The following is an 18,351-nucleotide window of genomic DNA, read 5'->3' on the forward strand; positions in this document are numbered from 1 at the left end:
CGCCGGGGCCCCGCGGTGCTTGAAGCGACCGTCCGCGGCGGCCAGGCTGGGGCGATGAACTGGACCCTGGAAGTGGTGGTGGTGCCGGTCTCCGACCTGGACCGCGCCAAGGAGTTCTACGCCGACCGGCTCGGCTTCACCGTCGACCACGACACCGCATCAGCGACGAGGTGCGGATCGTGCAGCTCACCCCGCCCGGCTCCGGCTGCTCGATCGTGATCGGCCGGGGCGCCGTCCCGGACATGCCGCCGGGCTCCCTCAAGGGGCTGCAACTCGTCGTGCCCGACCTGGAGAAGGCCCGCGCGGAGCTGGTCGAGCGGGGCGTGCCGGTCAGCGAGATCCAGGTGCTCGGGGAGAACCCGCGACCGGTGCCGCACCCCCTGGACAACGTCGGCTTCGTCTTCTTCACCGACCCGGACGGCAACGCCTGGGCCGTCCAGCAGATCTCCGACCGGGCCTGAGGATCACAGCCGGCGTGGGCCGGTGTCCGGGCGGAACGCCTCGGCGCCGGTGCGGACGCCGGCGTGCAGCACCGAGATGCCGTCCGGGCGGGCCAGCACCGGGTTGAGGGTGAGCGAGCGCACCCGGGGCTGCTCGTCGGCGAGCCGCCCGACCCGCAGCAGCAGGTCCACCAGGGCCGCCCGGTCCACCGGCGCGGCGCCCCGGTGACCGCGCAGCAGCGGCGCGGCCCGGGGCTCGTCGACCAACTCGGCGGCGTCCCGGTCGGTCAGCGGCACCGCCCGCCAGGCCCGGTCGCCGAGCAGCTCGGTCGCCACGCCGCCCAGGCCGAAGCCGACCACCGGCCCGAACGCCGGGTCCTCCACCAGCTCCACCACGCAGGCCACCCCGGCCGGCACCATCGGCTGCACCAGGACGTCCGCGCCGAAAGCCGGGACCATCTCGGCGTACGCGCGGCGCAGCGCCGCCGGGTCGGCCAGGTCGAGCCGGACCGCGCCCAGGTCGAGGCGGTGCCGTAGGCCCGACGCGGCGGCCTTGAGGGCGACCGGCCAGCCGAGCCGCTCGGCGGCCGCGACCGCCTCGTCGGCGGAGTGCGCCGGGACCGACTCCACCACCTCGATCCCGTACGCCCCGAGCAGCGCCGCCGGATCGGCGCCGTCGGCACGCAGCGCGGCCTGCCCGGCCGCCCGGTCCACCCGGTCCAGCTCGGGCAGCGCCCCGGGCGGTCGGCGCAGCCAGCCGGCGTACGTGGTGACCCGGGCGAGCGCCCGGACCGCCTCCTCCACGCTCGGGTACGCCGGCACCCCGGCGGGCACCCGGCCGGCGAGGAACGTCGCCACCACCGGTTTCCCGGTGGTCCGCGCGTCGGGCAGGGCGGCGCTGAAGTCGGCCGCCGGGTCGGCGAGTTGGCCGGGCAGCGGCGGCGCGAAGAGCGCCACCACGGCGTCCACCTGCTCGTCGGCGGCGGAGGCGGCGAGCGCGGCGGCGTACTCGGCGGCGCCGGCCCGGGGACCGACGTCGTGTGGGTAGCCGTCGGCGACGGTGAGGCCCTGGCCGGCGCAGGCGGTGGCAGCCAGCCCGGTCAGCGCCGACGAGTTGCCCACCACGGCCACCCGGCGGCCGGCCGGCAACGGCTGGTGGGCCAGGAGCACGCCGACGTCGAGCAGTTCGGAGACGGTGTCCACCCGGATCACCCCGGACTGGGCGAAGAGCGCGCTGACCGCGGCGGCGTCCAGCGCCGGTCCGTCGCCGAGGCCGGGCGGGCGGGCCAGCGAGGCGAGCGCGACGATCGGCTTGCTCCGACCGATCCGTCGGGCCAGCCGGGCGAACTTGCGCGGGTTGCCGAAGGTCTCCAGGTAGAGCGTGATGACGTCGGTGCCGGGGTCGTCCTGCCAGTACTGGAGCAGGTCGTTGCCGGAGACGTCGGCCCGGTTGCCGGCGGAGACGAAGCTGGACAGGCCGAGGCCGCGGCGGGACGCCTCGGCGAGCAGGGCCACCCCGAACGCGCCGGACTGGCTGAAGACGCCGACCCGGCCGGGGGCGGGCAGCACCGGGGCGAGGGTGGCGTTGAGGCGTACCGTCCCGTCGGTGTTGGCCACGCCCAGGCAGTTCGGGCCGACCACCCGCATGCCGGCCAGGTGGGCGGCGCGGACCAGGGCCCGCTGGGTGGCCGCCCCCTGCGGGCCGGACTCGGCGAAACCGGCCGAGATCACCACGAGGCCGTGCGCGCCGGCGGACGCGGCGTCGGCGACCACGTCGATGGCCGCCTCGGGGGCGACCGCCACCAACGCCAGGTCGACGGCGATCCCGGCGTCGACCGCCGACGGGTACGCGGGCAGCCCCGCCACGGTCGCCGCCGTCGGGTGCACCGGGACGATCGCGCCGGTGAAGCCGCCGTCGCGCAGGTGCCCGAGCAGGGCCGCGCCGACGCCCTGCCCGGTGGTGCTGGCGCCGTAGACGGCGATGCCGCGCGGGGCGAGCAGCCGGGCGATCGAGCGCGCCTCGGTGCGGTGCTCCCGGCCGCGCTGCACCTCCAGGGTCGCCTCGGTGGGGGCGATCGGGAAGGTCAGGTGCACCACGCCGTCGGCGAACTGGCGCTGGACCTGGTAGCCGAAGTCGGAGAAGACCCGCAGCATCGCCCCGTTGGCCGGCAGGACCTCGGCGACGAAGTGCACGATGCCGTACCGGCGGGCCGTGTCGGCCAGGTGCTCCAGCAGCACCGACCCGATCCCCCGGCCCTGGTAGGCGTCCTCCACCACGAAGGCCACCTCGGCCTCCGGCGACCCGGGGCCGAGCCGCTCGTACCGGCCGACGGCGACGATCCGCTCGCCGGCCAGCACCACGAACGCCTCCCGGTCGCGGTGGTCGACGTTGACGAACCGTTGCAGGTCCCGCTCCGGGATGCGCGGGTACGGCGAGAAGTAGCGCAGGTAGCGGGTGCGCTCCGAGAAGCGGGCGTGCATCGCCACGATCGCCGCAGCGTCGTCGGGACGGATCTGTCGCAGCTGGACGGTCGTGCCGTCGCTGAGCAGCACGTCCACCGGTTGCTCCACGGTGGTCACCGGCCGGTCCTCCCCACCACCGGATCAGTCGCGCGGGTCGTGCGGGTCGAGCCCGTGCAGCGGGAAGACCGCCCGCCGGGTGGCGGCGATGGCCCGGCCCACCGCGTTTGGCTCCCCGTTGGGCTGCCACGGCTCGTACGTCGGGTCGGCGTCGTCGGTCATCCGCAGCGGGATCTCGTGGCCCGGCCGCCGCAGCTTCGCCAGCTCCCGCCAGCCGGGCGGGGTGAGCGTGGCCGGGTCGATCGGCTCCCCGGTGGCCACGGCGAGCAGGTGCGTCCAGGCCCGCGGCACCACCTCGACCAGCGCGTACCCGCCGCCGCCGAAGGCGACCCAGCGACCGTCGCAGAGCTCGTCGGCCAGGGCCCGCAGCGTCCGGTAGGTGGCCCGCTGCCCGTCGACGGAGAGGTGCAGGTCGGCGAGGGGGTCGAGCCGGTGCCCGTCCGCCCCGCACTGGGTCACCAGGAGCTGCGGCCGGAATGCCCGCAGCACCGACGGCACGACGGCGTGGAAGGCGCGCTGCCAGCCGGCGTCGCCGACGCCGGGCGGGAGCGGCAGGTTGACCGCGCTCCCCTCGGCGCCCGGCCCGCCGGTCTCGTCGGGGAACCCGGTGCCGGGGAAGAGGGCGAGCGGGGTCTCGTGCAGGCTGACCGTGAGCACCCGGGGATCCCGGTAGAAGATCTCCTGCACGCCGTCGCCGTGATGCACGTCCACGTCCACGTACGCGATCCGCTCCGCACCGAGGTCGAGCAGGCGGGCGATGGCCACCGCCGGGTCGTTGTAGACGCAGAAGCCGGCGGCCCGGGCCGGCATGGCGTGGTGCAGCCCGCCGGCGACGTTCACCGCCCGCCGGGCCTCCCCGCGCCACACCGCCTCGGCGGCGGCCACGCTCGCCCCGGCGATCAGCGCGCTGGACTCGTGGATGCCGTCGAAGACCGGATTGTCCGAGGTGCCCAGTCCGTAGCCGGCGAAGAGGGGATCCCGGGGCGCGGCCCGCACCGCGTCCAGGTAGCGCGGGTCGTGCACCCGGGTCAGCAGGTCGTCGTCGGCCGGCTCCGGCTTGACCAGCCGCACCCCGGGGCGGTCGAGCACCCCCAGCTCGCGGGCGAGCGCCATGGTCAACTCGACCCGGACCGGGTCGAGGGGATGGTCACCCATGTCGTAGGCGAGCAGGGCCTCGTCCCACACCACCACCGTGTCGTCGGCCATGCGGCCATCGTCGCACGGCCGCCCGGAGCCCACCTCACGCGCTGCTCAGCGCGGGGCTGTCCCGCCGGTGGCCACCGGCCGCTGCGGATCGGCCACCCAGTTGCTCCACGACCCGACGTACAGGGCGGCGTCCGGGCGGCCGGCGAGGTGCAGGGCCAGCACCGCCTGCGCGGCGGTCACCCCGGACCCGCAGTACGCCCCGACGGGCGCGCTCGCGGCCACCCCGGCGGCAGCGAACCGCTCCCGCAGCGCCTCGGCGGCGGGGAAGCGGCCGTCGGCGACGTACTCCGGCGCGGGCAGGTTGACCGCGCCCGGCACGTGCCCGGCGACCGGGTCGATCGGTTCGGTCTCGCCCTGGTAGCGCGGCGCGGCCCGCACGTCGAGCAGCACCCCGGCGTCGGCGGCGGCCAGCCGCGCGGCCTCCCCGGCGTCGAGCACCGGCAGTGCGCCCGGGCTGACGGTGACGTCGCCCGGCGCGGGCGCCGGCACGGCGGTGGAGACGGGCAGGCCGGCGGCGAGCCAGGCGGGGAAGCCGCCGTGCAGCACCCGGACCGCCCGGTGGCCGGCCCAGCGCAGCGTCCACCAGGCCCGCGCGGCGGACATGCCGTCGCCACCGTCGTAGACCACCACGGGGTGCCCGGCGCGGACCCCGGCGGTCCGCAGCGCGGCCTGGAGCGCCGCCGGGTTCGGCAGCGGGTGCCGGCCGGCGGCACCGGGCCGGCCGCAGAGCTCGGTGTCCAGGTCGACGAAGACGGCACCGGGCAGGTGGCCGGCGGCGTAGTCGTCCCGGCCGGGCGGCCCGACGAGCCGCCAGCGGACGTCGAGCAGGGTGGGCGCATCGGCACGGTCGAGGTCGGCGGCGAGCCGATCGGGCTCGACCAGCAGGTCATCGGTTCCGGACATGCGGTCCAGTCAACACCATCCGGGCAGCGACCTCGCGGTTCGCGGTCCGTTGATCGTCGGAGGTCCGGGGTACCATCGACCACCGGGAGGCCGCTGACGTGAAGCATGATCTGGTCGATACGACCGAAATGTACCTGCGCACCATCCTCGAACTGGAGGAGGAGGGGGTGCCGCCGCTGCGCGCCCGCATCGCGGAGCGGCTCAAGCAGAGCGGTCCCACCGTCAGCCAGACCGTCGCCCGGATGGAGCGGGACGGCCTGCTCACCGTCGAGGGCGACCGGCACCTGGCCCTCACCGCCCTCGGGCGCGGCAGCGCCGTCGCGGTGATGCGCAAGCACCGGCTGGCCGAGCTGCTGCTGGTCAACGTGATCGGGATGCCCTACGAGGAGGCCCACGAGGAGGCCTGCCGGTGGGAGCACGTGATGAGCGACGCGGTGGAGAAGCGGGTCTACGACCTGCTCAACCGCCCGACCCGCTCGCCCTACGGCAACCCGATCCCGGGGCTGGAGGAGCTCGGTGAGGCCGGGCAGGCCGAGAGCGAGTCGGCCGAGGGCGAGCGCAACCTCGCCTTCCCGGGCCTCTCCGGCCAGGTCGTGGTGCGGCGGATCTGCGAGAGCGTGCAGACCGACGCGGACGTGCTCCGGCAGCTGCACGCGGCCGGCGTCGACCCGGGCGCCACGGTGACCGTGGCCCAGGAGCGCGACGGCGTCTCGATCGACCGCTCCGGCGACCGGGTCCGGCTGCCCCGCGAGGTGGCCTCCCGGGTGTTCGTCGCCGCCCGCTGACCCGACGCCCACCGACCCCGCCGGTCAGAGCCGGCGGGTGTCCACCGCCTTGGCCAGGATGACCAGCCGCCCGGCCACCTGCTCCGCCACCGCCTGGTCGGCGCCCTTCGGGCAGGTCCAGCGCAGGGTCACCAGCCGGCCCTCGGTGGCGAGCCAGCCCACCTCGGCCGCCGGCCCGGTCTTCCCGGTCTTGGGCAGCGTCTGCCGGTAGGCGATCTTCCCCAGCTTGGTGACCTTCTTCGCGCCCCGGGGGAGCACGTCCAGGGTGAAGGTCGTCGTGTCGATCGAGGTGTCGGTGACGGTGAGGACCAGCTCCGGCAGCAGCGCCCGCTCGGCGCGGACCACGCAGGTGTGCGTGTCGTCCTTGTCCACCGCTGCGGCGACGTCGAACTTCCCGCCGGTGTGCTTGGCGATCACCGCGAAGTCGAGCAGCCGGCACGCGCCCCCCGAGGAGGCCGCCGCCACCTCGACCGGCGGTGGATCCACCGCCGGCACCACCACCGGCGCCTCCGCGGCGCAGCCGGCGGTCAGCGCCACGGCCGCGCCGGAGAGCCAGATCCGCGCCCGCACGCTCACCCTCCGTCCCCATCGGCGGGCCCCCCGCCGGATGTCCGTCGGACACCGTACGGGGTGCCCGCGTGGGAGGGAAGTCCTCAGTCGGCCACGTACGGGCAGTGGCGGCAGCCTCGCCCGCAGCAGGTGCCGCGGCGGGCCAGGAAGCCGGCGCTGAGCACGAAGAGACCGGTCGCCGGGTCAAGGTAGCCGGCCTCCCCGGCGGCCAGCGCGGCGGCGTGCGCGGCGAGGATCCGCGCCCGGTCCGGGTGGTCGGGCGACAGCCGGGACGGGTGCGGCTCGGTCAGCGGCCGGTCCGCCAGGGGTAGTCGCTCTCCGCTCACCCGGCGAGTGTAAGGAGGGGCCCCTTGTTAACGCCTCGTGCATAGCAGGGGTCCCTTGCTAACGCCCTGCCAGGCGAGGCTCAGCCGCGGCGGGCGAACGCCTCGGCGATTCCCGCCCGGTCGGTGCCGCCGGCCAGCAGGAGCCGGAGCAGCACCTTCGCCTTGTACGGGTCGAGCAGCCCGCCCCAGACCAGGCCGCGCTCGCGCAGGTCGCGCTCCGAGCCGACCGCGCCGTACGTGTTCCGCAGCACCGACCCCGCCCCGGTGCGTGAGGTCAGCACCACCGGCATCCGCTCGGCGAGGGCGCCGAGCACCGGGGCGAACGCCGGCGGCACGTGGCCGACCCCGAAACCGGCCACCACCAGCCCGTCCAGGTCGCGGGCGAGCGCGTCGAGCAGCGCCGGGTCGTCGTCGAGGGTGACGGTGTGCAGCGCCACCCGGGTGGCGGCGAGCCGGTCGGCGTCCACCGGCGGCAGCGGGGCGTGCCGGGGTGGCCGGGTGAGCAGGCGTACCTCTCCCTCGATCACGTGGCCGAGCGGCCCGGCGTTGGGCGAGGCGAAGGTGGCCGTACTGGTGCTGTGGCTCTTCCGGACGAACCGGGCGGCGTGGATCTCGTCGTTGATCGCGACCAGCACGCCGAGGTCCCGCGCGGCCGGCGCCGCGGCGACCCGGGCGGCGGCGAGCAGGTTCGCCGGACCGTCCGGCCCGGCGAGGGTCGGGTTGCGCATCGCGCCGGTGACCACCAACGGCGCCGGGTGGGGCCAGACCAGGTCGGCCAGGAAGGCCGTCTCCTCCAGGGTGTCGGTGCCCTGGGTGACCACCACGCCGGTCGCCCCCTCCGCCACCGCCGCGCCCGCCGCGTCGACCAGTTCCAGGATCTGCCGGTACGACAGGGCGGCGCTCGGCACCGCCTCGACGTCCCGGACGTCGAGCGCGATCTCGGCGAGCCCGGGCACCGCGGCGGTGAGGTCGGCGCCGGTGAGGCGGTTCACCACTCCCCCGGCCCCGGTCCCGGCCATGGCAATGGTGCCGCCGAGGGTGTAGAGAGCGATGCTCACGCCGGTCTCCTTCCGCCGGATGCTGCCGTTGATCATGGACACTACCGCCGGCGGTCGGCGCCGGGTTCAGCCGGCCGGGTGGCCAGCAGGAACGCCTGCGGTCCCGCCTCGCCGCCCTCCGGCTCGCGGACCAGCGTGGCGTGCACCGCCAGCCCGGCCGCGGCGAGCTGCGCGGCCAACCGGTCCGGCGGCAGCCAGTGCACGTCGTACGCGACCCGGTGGCCGTACGCCTGCTCCCGGCGGACCCGCCGGTCGCCGGCCTTCACGGCGAGCAGCAGGTGACCGCCGGGGGCGAGCGCCCGGTGGAAACCGGCGAAGACGCCGGGGAGCAGCTCCGGCGGCAGGTGGATGATCGAGTACCAGGCGACGAGTCCGGCGAGACCGGCCTCGGGTGCCGTCAGCTCGGTCATCGAGCCGATCTCGAAGCGCAGCTCCGGGTAGGCCCGGCGAGCCACCTCGACCATCCCGGGCGACAGGTCGACCCCGGAGATGTCCAGCCCGAGCCCGTGCAGGTGGGCGGTGACCCGGCCGGTCCCGCAGCCCACCTCCAGCACCGGCCGGCCGGGCCCGACCAGTTCGGCGAAGGCGGCCAGCATGCCCCGGTCGAGCGGGCCCTCCACCACCTCGGGGAGCAGCCGCGCGTAGTCCACGGCGACGGTGTCGTACGCGGCACGGGTCTCGGTCAGCCAGCCCGGTTCGGTCATGGCCGGCAACCCTAGTCGCCAACAGCGAGCGGTGCCCGCCCCGATATTGCGGTGCCGGCCGGTCGGGCGGCGGGTTACCGTGCCGGGTCGCGACACCCGCCCCAACGGACAGGCCGAGCAGTGACCGAGCAGCTGACGCAGGACAGGACCGAAACTCCCGGGCCGCTCGGGCGGAGCCGGAACTTCCTGCTGATGTGGAGCGGCCAGACGGTCAGCGAGGTCGGCACCCGGATCTCCGCGGTGGCGGTGCCGCTGCTGGCGGCGGACGTGCTCGACGCGAGCGTCTTCCAGGTCTCCCTCCTCACCGCCCTGGCCTGGCTGCCGTACCTCGTCTTCTCGCTGCCGGCCGGGATGCTGGCCGACCGGGTCGACCAGCGGCGGCTGATGATCGGCTGCGACCTGGGTCGTGCGGCGCTCCTGCTCTCGGTTCCGGTGGTCGCCCTGGTCGGCCAGCTCACCCTGGCCTACCTGTACGCCGTGGTCGGGCTCTCCGGCGTGCTGACCGTCGCGTTCACCGTGGCCTACCGGAGCCTGCTGCCCGCGCTGGTGCCCGCCGGCGACCTGACCTCGGCCAACGCGCGACTGGAGGTGAGCGAGAACCTCGCCCAACTCGCCGGGCCGAGCGCCGGCGGGGTCCTCGTCGGGCTGCTCGGGGCGGCCCGCACCTTCGTCGCCGACGCCGTCAGCTTCCTGGCCAGCGCGGTCACCCTGCTGCTGGTCCGGCACCGCCCGGCGCCCCGGGTGGCGGGCCGGGTGCCGGTCCGGGCGGCGCTGACCGAGGGACTGGGCTTCATCCGCCGGCAGCGGATCCTCGCCCTGGTGCTCGCCTGCACCGCCACGTCGAACTTCTTCGCCATGGCCGAGCGCGCCATCGAGGTGCCCTACCTGCTGCGGGTGCTGCACGCCGGCCCGTTCACCATCGGGCTCCTGTTCAGCCTGGGCTCGGTCGGCGGGCTGCTGGCCAGCCTGCTGGCCGGGCGGGTGACCGGGCTGCTCGGCGGCGCCCGGACCATCTGGGTGGCGATGGCGGCACCCGGCCCGCTCTACCTGCTGATGCCGCTCGCCCGGCCCGGCTGGGGCGCCCTGCTCTACGGGGTGGGCACGGCGGCCTTCGCGGCCAACGCGGTGCTGTTCAACGTGGCGGCCATGTCCTACCGGCAGCGGGTCACGCCGGCCCGGCTGCTCGGTCGGGTCAACGCGGCGTTCCTGTGGATCTGCTACGGGCTGATCCCGCTCGGCGCCCTGCTCGGCGGCACGCTCGGCAGCCACCTCGGGCTGCGTCCGGCGCTGCTGGTCTGCGTCCTCGGCATGTGGAGCGCGGCGCTCTTCGTGGTCTGCTCGCCGCTGCGCCGGATGCGGGACTTCCCGGTCGCGTGACGGCTGCGGAAAAATCTTCCCGGACCGCTGTCGAATCCGGCCGCCGCCGTCCGTCGGTAAGGCAGAAGAGGCAAACGACAACCTGAGGAGATTCCGATGGCCCAGTACGCAGTCCTGATCTACTCGCCCGCGCCGGCCGACCCGATGGAGATCACGCCCGACTACCTGGCGCTGCTCGACCGGTACCCGGCCCAGGTCGAGGAGCTGGGCGGGACGATCGTGACCGGCTTCGCGTTGCAGCCCAGCACCACCGCCACGGCGGTCCGGGGCGACCTGGTCACCGACGGCCCGTTCATCGAGGCGAAGGAGGTCGTCGCCGGGTTCTTCATCCTGGAGGCGCCCGACCTGGACGTGGCCCTGAAGATCGCCAAGCTGAACCCGGCCACCATCGACGGCGGCGTCGAGGTCCGGCCGCTCTTCACGCCCCCGGCCGAGTGAGCGACGCCGGTACGGCCGCGGCCGAACGCGCCGTGGCGGACGCGCACCGTCGCGAGTGGGCCTTCGTGCTCGCCGCGACGGCGCGCGTCGCCGGTGACCTCGACGTGGCCGAGGAGTGCGTGCAGGACGCGTACCTGGCCGCGCTGGCCGCCTGGGCGCGCGACGGCGTACCCGACAAGCCGGGCGCCTGGCTGACCGCCACCGCGAAGCGCAAGGCGCTCGATGTGCTGCGCCGGGAGAAGGTGTTCCGGTCGAAGATGCCCCTGCTCGTCGAACCGGCGGAGGCCGACATGACGGACGAGCCCGGCGGGGACGCGGTCCCCGACGACCGGCTGCGGCTCGTCTTCACCTGCTGCCACCCGGCGCTGGCCCGGGAGGCCCAGGTGGCGCTGACCCTGCGCCTGGTCTGCGGGGTGGCCACGGGTGACATCGCCCGGGCGTTCCTGGTCTCGGAGACCACGATGGCCGCCCGGGTCACCAGGGCCAAGAAGAAGATCGCCGCGGCCCGGATCCCGTACCGGGTGCCGGAGGCCGCCGAGCTGCCCGAACGGCTGGACACGGTGCTCACCGTGATCCACCTGCTCTTCACCACCGGGCACACCGCGCCGACCGGCGCCGACCTGGTCCGCGCCGACCTGGTCGAGCGGGCCGTGCACCTGACCCGGACGCTGCTGGCGCTGATGCCCGACGAGCCGGAGGTACGCGGGCTGCTCGCGCTGCTGCTACTCACGGACGCTCGCCGGGCCACCCGCACCGACCCTGCCGGTCGACTGCTCCGACTGGAGGAGCAGGACCGGTCCCGCTGGGACCGGGCCGCCATCGAGGAGGGCAACCGCCTGGTCCTCGGCGCGTTCCGCACCGGCCGGGTCGGCCGGTACGCCCTCCAGGCCGCCATCGCCTCGCTGCACGCGGTCGCCCCCAGCTACGCCGCGACGGACTGGCCCCAGGTGGTACGCCTCTACGACGAACTGCTGAAGCGCTGGCCGTCGCCGGTGGTCGCGCTCAACCGGGCGGTGGCCGTGTCGATGGTGGACGGTCCGTCGGCCGCGCTCGCCGAGGTCGACGCCCTCGCGGCCGACCCCCGGCTGGCCGGCTACCACTACCTGCCCGCGATCCGAGCCGACCTGCTCCGCCGCCTCGACCGTCCCGCCGAGGCGGCGAAGGCGTACCGCGAGGCCCTCGCCCTGGTCGACAACGACGCCGAACGCGCCTTCCTCACCACCCGCCTCGCCGAGGTCGGGTGACATCAGGCACGGCCGGGTCAGTCCTCCTTGGCGGCGTCGGACACCTTCTTGGCCCCGCCCCCGAACAGCACCAGGAGAATGATCCCGCCGAGGATCCACGGCCCGTAGTCGGTCTTCTCGTCCGGCGGCTTCTGCGCCCAGGTCCGCACCTGCACGTACACCGCCGTCCGGTCGCCGTCGTGATCGACCCGCTTGACCGTGAGCAGGCTGCGCCGGCCCGCGTCGGTCAGTACGCAGTACCGGTCCCCCACCGCCAGATCGTCGTACCCGAGGGTTTCCGACACGTAGTCGGTGTTCGCCGAGCACATGGCGTAGGTCCCGGGAGCCTTGCCCTGCACCACGGCGATCTGGGTGCCGGACATGATGTTGCGGCCCAGGCCCGTCCCGTCGTTGCCGATGTCCTGCCGTGAACCGGCCAGGTCGGTGACGTCCCAGTCGGGACAGAGCGAGTCGAGGTCGGCGTTGAAGCCCTTCGACAGCACCAGCGGACCGTCGTGGCGGACCACCTCGCTCGACGCGGTCCCGCTCGGCGAAGCGGCCGCGGCCGCCGGCGACGCGTCGACCGCTGAGGCGCACCGTTCCCGCTTGGTGGGGGTCGCCCCGCTCGCGGCCGGGCTGGGGCTCGGCGGCTCGGCGGCCGTGGTCGGGGCCGCGGCGGGCGGGGTCGCCTCGGGCTCTCCCCCGCCGATGACGCCCACCAGTACGACGAGCAGCAGGCCCACGGCCATCGTGCCGAGCGCCAGCAGCACGCTCGGCCGCTTCCACACCGTCGGCCGCTCGCCCGCGGGTTCGGCCTGCTCCCCGGCAGCCAGGCGGCGCGGGACCTCGACAACGGCGACGACCAGGGCGCCCAGCCCGATCAGCATGCTGATGACGCTGGCCGCCTTGTCGGCCCGGTCCAGCGACGCCTCGCTCATCAGCAGGGCGAGCAGCGCCCAGCCGGCGAGAGCGCTGACCAGGACCGCCGCCACCGGATGCCACTTCCGTCGCAGCTTCGGGGGCCAGGCCATGCCGGCATGATGCCAGACGGCCGCCAACCCGCCGGCTCCACTGTGGCCGGTTGGGGCGGGCTAGGGCGTGTCCTGCCGATCTTGTAGTGGTTGATCGTTGACGATGTGCCAGTGGTGCGTCGTGGTGAACTGACCGATGGGGCGTGGGCGGTGATCGCGCCATTGCTTCCCGAACCAGGCAGCAGTCGGGGGCGGTGGCGGGATCACCGCCAGGTCATCAACGGGATTCTGTGGAAGCTCCGCACGGGCGCGCCGTGGCGTGACCTGCCGGAACGCTTCGGGCCGTGGAAGACCTGCCACGAACGCCTGCGCCGCTGGAGCGCCGACGGGACATGGGACCGGATCCTGGTCGCGGCGCAGGTGCATGATGACGGCACACCGGTGCAGTGGACGATCAGCATCGACTCGTCCATCGTGCGGGCACACCAGCATGCCGCTGGCGCCCGCAAAAAAGGGGCTCCCCGACAAGTCCGGCGACGCCTGGTGCGCAAGATGGTGAGGCCATCGGCCGATCCCGCGGCGGGCTGAGCACGAAGATCCACCTCGCCGTCGACGGACGCGGCCGGCCGCTGTCGATCCTGCTCACTCCGGGCCAGGCCGGTGACAACCCCCAGCTCCTGGCGTTGCTCGACGCGATCCGGGTCAACGAGCCCGGACCCGGGCGACCCCGCAAACGACCCGATGTGCTGATCGCCGACAAGGGCTACGCCCACGACTCCACCCGCCGAGCCCTGCGATCTCGCGGGATCCGGCACGTCATCCCGGAACGCTCGGACCAGGTCGCCCGCCGGGCCGCCAAAGGCAGCAACGGCGGGCGGCCACCAGCCTTCGACAAGGCGATCTACAAGAAGCGCAACGTCGTGGAACGCTGCTTCAACCGGCTCAAACAGTGGCGTGACCTGGCCACCCGATTCGCCAAACGCGCATCCCTCTACCGATCCAGCCTTGTCCTCATCGCCGCCATCATCTGGCTTCCATGATCGACAGGACAGGCCCTAGCCGAACCAGGTGACCGCCTGGCCGTGGCCCCGGGTCCAGGCGAGCGGAGCGCCGTCCAGCGCGAGCACGTTGTGGAACGCCCCGGGCGGCGGTTCCGGCAGCGCGGCGTAGGGCAGCACCTCCGGGTCCTCGTTCGCGATCCAGTGCCCCGGCAGCCCGCGTACCACCTCGGCGAAGGCGTCCCGCCGAGGGGCGGGCACCTGGTAGAGCACCGAGGTGTGGAACACGACCAGGGTCGCGTCGGGCGGCGCCAGCGCGGCCAGCGCCGGCAGGTCGTCCGCCAGGTCGCCCCGGACGAGCAGCGGCGGATCGGCCGCCGCGACGGCCGCCGCGGCCCGCAGCCGGGCCCGGCGGTGCGCGTGCTCCGGCCAGATGAGCGCGTCGAGCCAGGCGACGTCCGCCGGGTCCGTCACGTCGAGCGGGTTCAGGTCCAGCCCGGCCCGCCACACCACCTCCGGCCGGCGGGCCGGCGGCGCCGCTCCGGTGATCGCACAGTCGAGGACGGGGACGCCCGCCCCGAGCAGTCGGTCGCCGTAGCGGTAGGTGTACCGGTCCGGGTAGAGGCAGAGGCCGGCGGACGCGCCCACCTCCAACAACGCGAGCGGCTGCGGCAACGCGGCGAGCACCGGCAGCAGGACGGCACACCGGCCGGCCTCGTTCGTCTGGGTCGCCCGGACCCGCATCTCCGCCTCGACGGCAGGCCAGTTCGCCACCACGAAGTCGTGGAACGCCGCCGGGTCCTCGACCGGGCCACCGAGCAGGCGGACCACGCCGAAGAGCAGGTTCGGCTGCCGCTTGGCCGGCGACAGCCCGTCGACCAGGGCGAGCAGCCCGTCGTCGCGGGACACCGCCAGCGACAACCGTTCGTACACCGGGGACACGCCGCGCGCCTCGCGCGTGGCGAACGCGGCGTAGGTCCCGGCGGTGGTCATCACTCAGCCCCCCCGGTCCCGATCGTCCGAGCGTCCCGCAGTCGCGCCCGGGCGACGGTTCGGCGGGCATCGCGCCAGGCGATCAGCGCGGTGCGGAGCCGGGGCGAGGAGACGCGCTCCCCTCGGCGCCGGGCGGCGAGCTGGTCGACCAGCCAGGCCGGGGCGTCGGCCTGCCTGATGGCGTCGGTCTTGGTGAGCAGTTCGCCATTGCCGAGCGCGTGGCGTCCCCGGGCCATCGAGGTGAGCCCGAGATCGGCGAGGGTGGGGTCCAGCCACCGCCACGGCCGCCGGGCGGCCCAGGCCCAGTAGCCGGTGAGCTCGGCGCGGGCCGCCGCCCGTACGTCGTCGGCGCTCATCGGCGGGAGGACGTCGCGGGGCGGGCGGCCGAAGACGGCGTAGCCGTGCCGCACCAGCTCCGCGCGGGTGACCCCGGAGAGGATGCGCTGGACGAGCTGCCCGTGGGTCCAGGTCGGATGCCGCACCTGGACGCCGCACACCGACGCGGTGTCGACGTAGACGCAGCCCAGGTGGAGGCCGGAGCCGGTTCCCGCATCGAGGCGACGGTGCAGCGCGGCGAGCGTGTCCTGCCGGGTCGGGTCGACCGGGCCGGCCACCAGTGCGACCAGGTCGAGGTCGCTGACGCCGGGACGGTAATCGCCGGTGGCCAGCGAGCCCGCGACCAGCAGGTCGGTGACCCAGCCGAGCGACGCGAGGTCGCCGGCGAACTCCTCGACGACCGCAGGCGAACTCACCATGACGGCAGTCTATGGACCCTAGGCGACGGCAGCTGTCCCGTGCCCCGGCACGTGGCGCAGCTACGCCGCGAGCGCGGCAGGAATCCCTGCCGCGCTCGCGAGACGGTGGACCGTCAGCTGCAGCCGCTGGTGGAGCCGCAGCCCTCGCAGACGTAGCAGCTACCGGCCGGCCGCATCTTCGTACCGCAGGTGAAGCAGAGCGGCGCATCCGCGGCCTTGCCGATCACGGCCTCCAGCAGTTCGGTGCTGGAGCCCACCGACGGCGCCGGCTTGACGGCGGCGACCTCCGCGACCTCCTGCTTCGGCTGGATGACCGCCTTCGGCTCCGGTACCTCGACCGGGGCGGAGGCGGCCATCGCGGTGAGGTCCGCACCGCTCGCCTCCGCCTCCGCCTCGGCCTGGAGCTGGGCGGCCCGCTCCTTGGCGGTGAAGATGCCCAGCTCCGCGCGGCGCTCGTACGGCAGGAAGTCCAGGGCCAGGCGACGGAAGATGTAGTCCATCACCGAGGCCGCCATCCGCACGTCCGGGTCGTCGGTCATGCCGGCCGGCTCGAAGCGCATGTTGGTGAACTTGCTGACGTACGTCTCCAGCGGGACGCCGTACTGGAGACCGATGGAGATGGCCACCGAGAAGGCGTCCATCACGCCGGCCAGGGTCGAGCCCTGCTTCGACATCTTGAGGAAGACCTCACCGAGGCCGTCGTCCGGGTAGGACGAGGCGGTGAGGTAGCCCTCGGCGCCGCCGACCGAGAAGGAGATCGTCTCCGACGGGCGCTTCTTCGGCAGCCGCTTGCGCACCGGCCGGTACTCGACGACCTTCTCCACGACCTTCTCGACCTCGGCGGCCGGCGCCGGCTCCGCAACCTTGTTCTTCTTGGCGGCGGACAGCGGCTGGCCGACCTTGCAGTTGTCCCGGTAGATCGCCAGCGCCTTGAGGCCGAGCTTCCAGCCCTCGAAGTAGATCTTCTCGACGTCCTCGACGGTAGCCTGCTCGGGCATGTTGACCGTCTTGGAGATGGCGCCGGAGATGAACGGCTGGACGGCCGCCATCATCCGGACGTGGCCCATCGGCGCGATGGACCGCTCGCCCATGGCGCAGTCGAAGACCGGGTAGTGCTCCGGCTTGAGGCCGGGGGCGTCGACCACGTGGCCGTGGTCGGCGATGTGCTCGACGATCGCCTCGACCTGCTCCTCCGGGTAGCCGAGGCTGCGCAGGGCACGCGGCACGGTCTGGTTGACGATCTGCATCGAGCCGCCGCCGACCAGCTTCTTGAACTTGACCAGGGCCAGGTCCGGCTCGACACCGGTGGTGTCGCAGTCCATCATCAGGCCGATGGTGCCGGTCGGGGCGAGCACGCTGGCCTGCGAGTTCCGCCAGCCGAACTTGTCACCGACCTTGTTGCCGAGGGTCCACTGCTTGGTGGCCTCCCGCTGGATGGCGGTGGCCACGGTGCCGGCCGGCTTGATCGCGTCGTTGGCGGCCGCGTGCTTGCGCATGACCCGCTTGTGCGCCTCGGCGTTGCGGGTGTAGCCGTCGTACGCGCCGACGATGCCGGCCAGCTCGGCCGAGCGGCGGTAGGCGGTGCCGGTCATCAGCGAGGTGATCGCCGCGGCGACGTCCCGGCCCTGCTCCGAGTCGTACGGCAGGCCGGAGGCCATCAGCAGCGCGCCCAGGTTGGCGTACCCGATGCCGAGCTGCCGGTAGGCCCGGGTGGTCTCACCGATCTTCTCGGTCGGGAAGTCGGCGAAGCAGATCGAGATGTCCATGGCGGTGATGACGAACTCGACCGACTTGACGAACTTCTCCACCTCGAAGCTGCCGTCGGCGCGCATGAACTTCATCAGGTTCAGCGAGGCCAGGTTGCACGAGGAGTTGTCCAGGTGCAGGTACTCCGAGCACGGGTTCGACGCGGTGATCCGCCCGGTCTCCGGGCAGGTGTGCCAGTCGTTGATGGTGTCGTCGTACTGGAGGCCGGGGTCGGCGCACTCCCAGGCGGCCTGGGAGATGGTGCGGAACAGCTTCTTGGCGTCGATCGTCTCGATGGTCTGCCCGTCGAGCCGGCCGCGCAGGTCGAAGGTGCCGCCGTGCTCCACCGCGCTCATGAACTCGTCGGAGACCCGGACCGAGTTGTTGGCGTTCTGGTACTGCACGCTGACGATGTCGGCGCCGCCCAGGTCCATGTCGAAGCCGGCGTCCCGCAGCGCGCGGATCTTGTCCTCCTCGCGCGCCTTGGTCGCCACGAACTCCTCGATGTCAGGGTGGTCGACGTCGAGGATGACCATTTTGGCCGCACGCCGGGTGGCGCCGCCGGACTTGATGGTGCCGGCGGAGGCGTCCGCGCCGCGCATGAAGCTGACCGGGCCGGAGGCGGTGCCGCCGGAGGAGAGCAGTTCCTTCGAGGAACGGATGCGGGAGAGGTTGACCCCGGCACCCGAGCCGCCCTGGAAGATCCGCCCCTCCTCCTTGTACCAGTCGAGGATCGAGTCCATCGAGTCGTCGACGGCCAGGATGAAGCAGGCGCTGACCTGCTGCGGCGACGGCGTGCCGACGTTGAACCACACCGGCGAGTTGAAGCTGAACACCTGGTGCAGCAGCATCCAGGTCAGCTCGTGCGCGAACACCTCCGCGTCGGCCGGAGTGGCGAAGTAGCCGTACTCCTCACCGGCGGTGCGGTAGGTCTCGACCACCCGGTCGATGAGCTGCTTGAGCGACCACTCCCGCTCCGGGGTCCCCACCGCGCCCCGGAAGTACTTGGTGGTCACGATGTTGGCCGCGTTGACCGACCAGGACTCGGGGAACTCCACCCCGCGCTGCTCGAAGTTGATCGAACCGTCCCGCCAGTTCGTCATCACGACGTCGCGGCGCTCCCAGGTGACCTCGTCGTAGGGATGCACCCCCTCGGTCGTCCAGACGCGCTCGATCTTCAGCCCTGCCCCGGCCTTGTTCCGTGACTTGCTGGTCGTCACGCCCTCGCCCCCCTCGTCAGCGCGGTCACCCACCGCGCGTCGTCTGACTGTCAGAAAT

The 18,351-nt window shown here is 73.9% G+C and carries 16 protein-coding genes and 1 pseudogene; 6 read left to right on the forward strand and 11 right to left on the reverse strand.

Annotation, left to right across the window (positions count from 1 at the left end):
- The first annotated feature begins 54 nt into the window (after positions 1-54).
- Positions 55-461: pseudogene (locus Q2K19_RS02760) on the forward strand (VOC family protein).
- 3 nt (positions 462-464) lie between these two features.
- On the opposite strand, the gene Q2K19_RS02765 reads toward Q2K19_RS02760, so the two are convergent.
- From Q2K19_RS02765 to Q2K19_RS02775, 3 genes are read right to left on the reverse strand one after another with little or no spacing between them, the layout of a single operon-like run.
- Complete coding sequence (locus Q2K19_RS02765; protein WP_302767341.1) at positions 465-3,020, reverse strand: bifunctional acetate--CoA ligase family protein/GNAT family N-acetyltransferase; 2,556 nt, start codon at positions 3,018-3,020, stop codon at positions 465-467.
- Between the two features lie 24 nt (positions 3,021-3,044).
- The gene (locus Q2K19_RS02770) at positions 3,045-4,226 is read right to left on the reverse strand and encodes an acetoin utilization protein AcuC (protein ID WP_302767343.1); all 1,182 of its coding nucleotides are present in this window, start codon (positions 4,224-4,226) and stop codon (positions 3,045-3,047) included.
- Between the two features lie 45 nt (positions 4,227-4,271).
- Entirely contained in the window at positions 4,272-5,129 is an 858-nt protein-coding gene (locus Q2K19_RS02775; protein WP_302767345.1) for a sulfurtransferase, read from the reverse strand.
- A gap of 128 nt (positions 5,130-5,257) precedes the next feature.
- Between Q2K19_RS02775 and Q2K19_RS02780 the strand changes: the two genes are divergently transcribed.
- Positions 5,258-5,914 (forward strand): metal-dependent transcriptional regulator, encoded by a 657-nt coding sequence (locus tag Q2K19_RS02780; protein ID WP_302772227.1) that lies wholly within the window; start codon positions 5,258-5,260, stop codon positions 5,912-5,914.
- A gap of 24 nt (positions 5,915-5,938) precedes the next feature.
- Here Q2K19_RS02780 and Q2K19_RS02785 read toward each other — a convergent pair whose 3' ends face one another.
- The 4 genes from Q2K19_RS02785 to Q2K19_RS02800 form a co-directional block, all read right to left on the reverse strand.
- Positions 5,939-6,490 (reverse strand): hypothetical protein, encoded by a 552-nt coding sequence (locus Q2K19_RS02785; protein ID WP_302767347.1) that lies wholly within the window; start codon positions 6,488-6,490, stop codon positions 5,939-5,941.
- A 77-nt stretch (positions 6,491-6,567) separates the two neighbouring features.
- Positions 6,568-6,810, reverse strand: a complete 243-nt coding sequence (locus Q2K19_RS02790) for a DUF5522 domain-containing protein (protein ID WP_302767349.1) — start codon at positions 6,808-6,810, stop codon at positions 6,568-6,570.
- Positions 6,811-6,890: 80 nt separating this feature from the next.
- Entirely contained in the window at positions 6,891-7,868 is a 978-nt protein-coding gene (locus Q2K19_RS02795; protein ID WP_446839700.1) for an asparaginase, read from the reverse strand.
- 41 nt (positions 7,869-7,909) lie between these two features.
- The gene (locus Q2K19_RS02800; RefSeq protein ID WP_302767351.1) at positions 7,910-8,572 is read right to left on the reverse strand and encodes a class I SAM-dependent DNA methyltransferase; all 663 of its coding nucleotides are present in this window, start codon (positions 8,570-8,572) and stop codon (positions 7,910-7,912) included.
- 120 nt (positions 8,573-8,692) lie between these two features.
- Here Q2K19_RS02800 and Q2K19_RS02805 point away from each other — a divergent pair, with 120 nt between their 5' ends.
- The 3 genes from Q2K19_RS02805 to Q2K19_RS02815 all read left to right on the forward strand — a co-directional run bounded on the left by Q2K19_RS02805 (position 8,693) and on the right by Q2K19_RS02815 (position 11,631).
- Positions 8,693-9,949, forward strand: a complete 1,257-nt coding sequence (locus Q2K19_RS02805; RefSeq protein WP_302767353.1) for an MFS transporter — start codon at positions 8,693-8,695, stop codon at positions 9,947-9,949.
- Between the two features lie 96 nt (positions 9,950-10,045).
- Positions 10,046-10,387 (forward strand): YciI family protein, encoded by a 342-nt coding sequence (locus tag Q2K19_RS02810; protein ID WP_302767354.1) that lies wholly within the window; start codon positions 10,046-10,048, stop codon positions 10,385-10,387.
- A 65-nt stretch (positions 10,388-10,452) separates the two neighbouring features.
- The gene (locus Q2K19_RS02815) at positions 10,453-11,631 is read left to right on the forward strand and encodes an RNA polymerase sigma factor (RefSeq protein WP_302772231.1); all 1,179 of its coding nucleotides are present in this window, start codon (positions 10,453-10,455) and stop codon (positions 11,629-11,631) included.
- A gap of 17 nt (positions 11,632-11,648) precedes the next feature.
- Here Q2K19_RS02815 and Q2K19_RS02820 read toward each other — a convergent pair whose 3' ends face one another.
- The gene (locus Q2K19_RS02820; RefSeq protein WP_302767355.1) at positions 11,649-12,641 is read right to left on the reverse strand and encodes a hypothetical protein; all 993 of its coding nucleotides are present in this window, start codon (positions 12,639-12,641) and stop codon (positions 11,649-11,651) included.
- 114 nt (positions 12,642-12,755) lie between these two features.
- On the opposite strand from Q2K19_RS02820, the gene Q2K19_RS02825 reads away from it, so the two are divergent.
- Positions 12,756-13,621 (forward strand): IS5 family transposase gene (locus Q2K19_RS02825; protein ID WP_458329376.1). Its coding sequence is split into 2 segments (ribosomal slippage): positions 12,756-13,121 and positions 13,124-13,621, totalling 864 coding nucleotides; the frame shifts between segments, so codons are not numbered across the junction.
- 15 nt (positions 13,622-13,636) lie between these two features.
- Here the strand turns inward: Q2K19_RS02825 and Q2K19_RS02830 are convergent.
- From Q2K19_RS02830 to Q2K19_RS02840, 3 genes are all read right to left on the reverse strand, one after another.
- On the reverse strand, positions 13,637-14,572 hold the full coding sequence (locus Q2K19_RS02830) for a DUF2332 domain-containing protein (protein WP_302767357.1): 936 nt from the start codon (positions 14,570-14,572) through the stop codon (positions 13,637-13,639).
- Complete coding sequence (locus Q2K19_RS02835; protein WP_302767358.1) at positions 14,572-15,327, reverse strand: nucleotidyltransferase domain-containing protein; 756 nt, start codon at positions 15,325-15,327, stop codon at positions 14,572-14,574. Before Q2K19_RS02835 ends, Q2K19_RS02830 begins: the two co-directional genes overlap by 1 nt.
- Positions 15,328-15,440: 113 nt before the next feature.
- Positions 15,441-18,326 (reverse strand): vitamin B12-dependent ribonucleotide reductase, encoded by a 2,886-nt coding sequence (locus Q2K19_RS02840; RefSeq protein WP_302767360.1) that lies wholly within the window; start codon positions 18,324-18,326, stop codon positions 15,441-15,443.
- Between the last annotated feature and the right edge of the window lie 25 nt (positions 18,327-18,351).

This window comes from Micromonospora sp. NBRC 110009 (assembly GCF_030518795.1).
Classification (GTDB): domain Bacteria; phylum Actinomycetota; class Actinomycetes; order Mycobacteriales; family Micromonosporaceae; genus Micromonospora.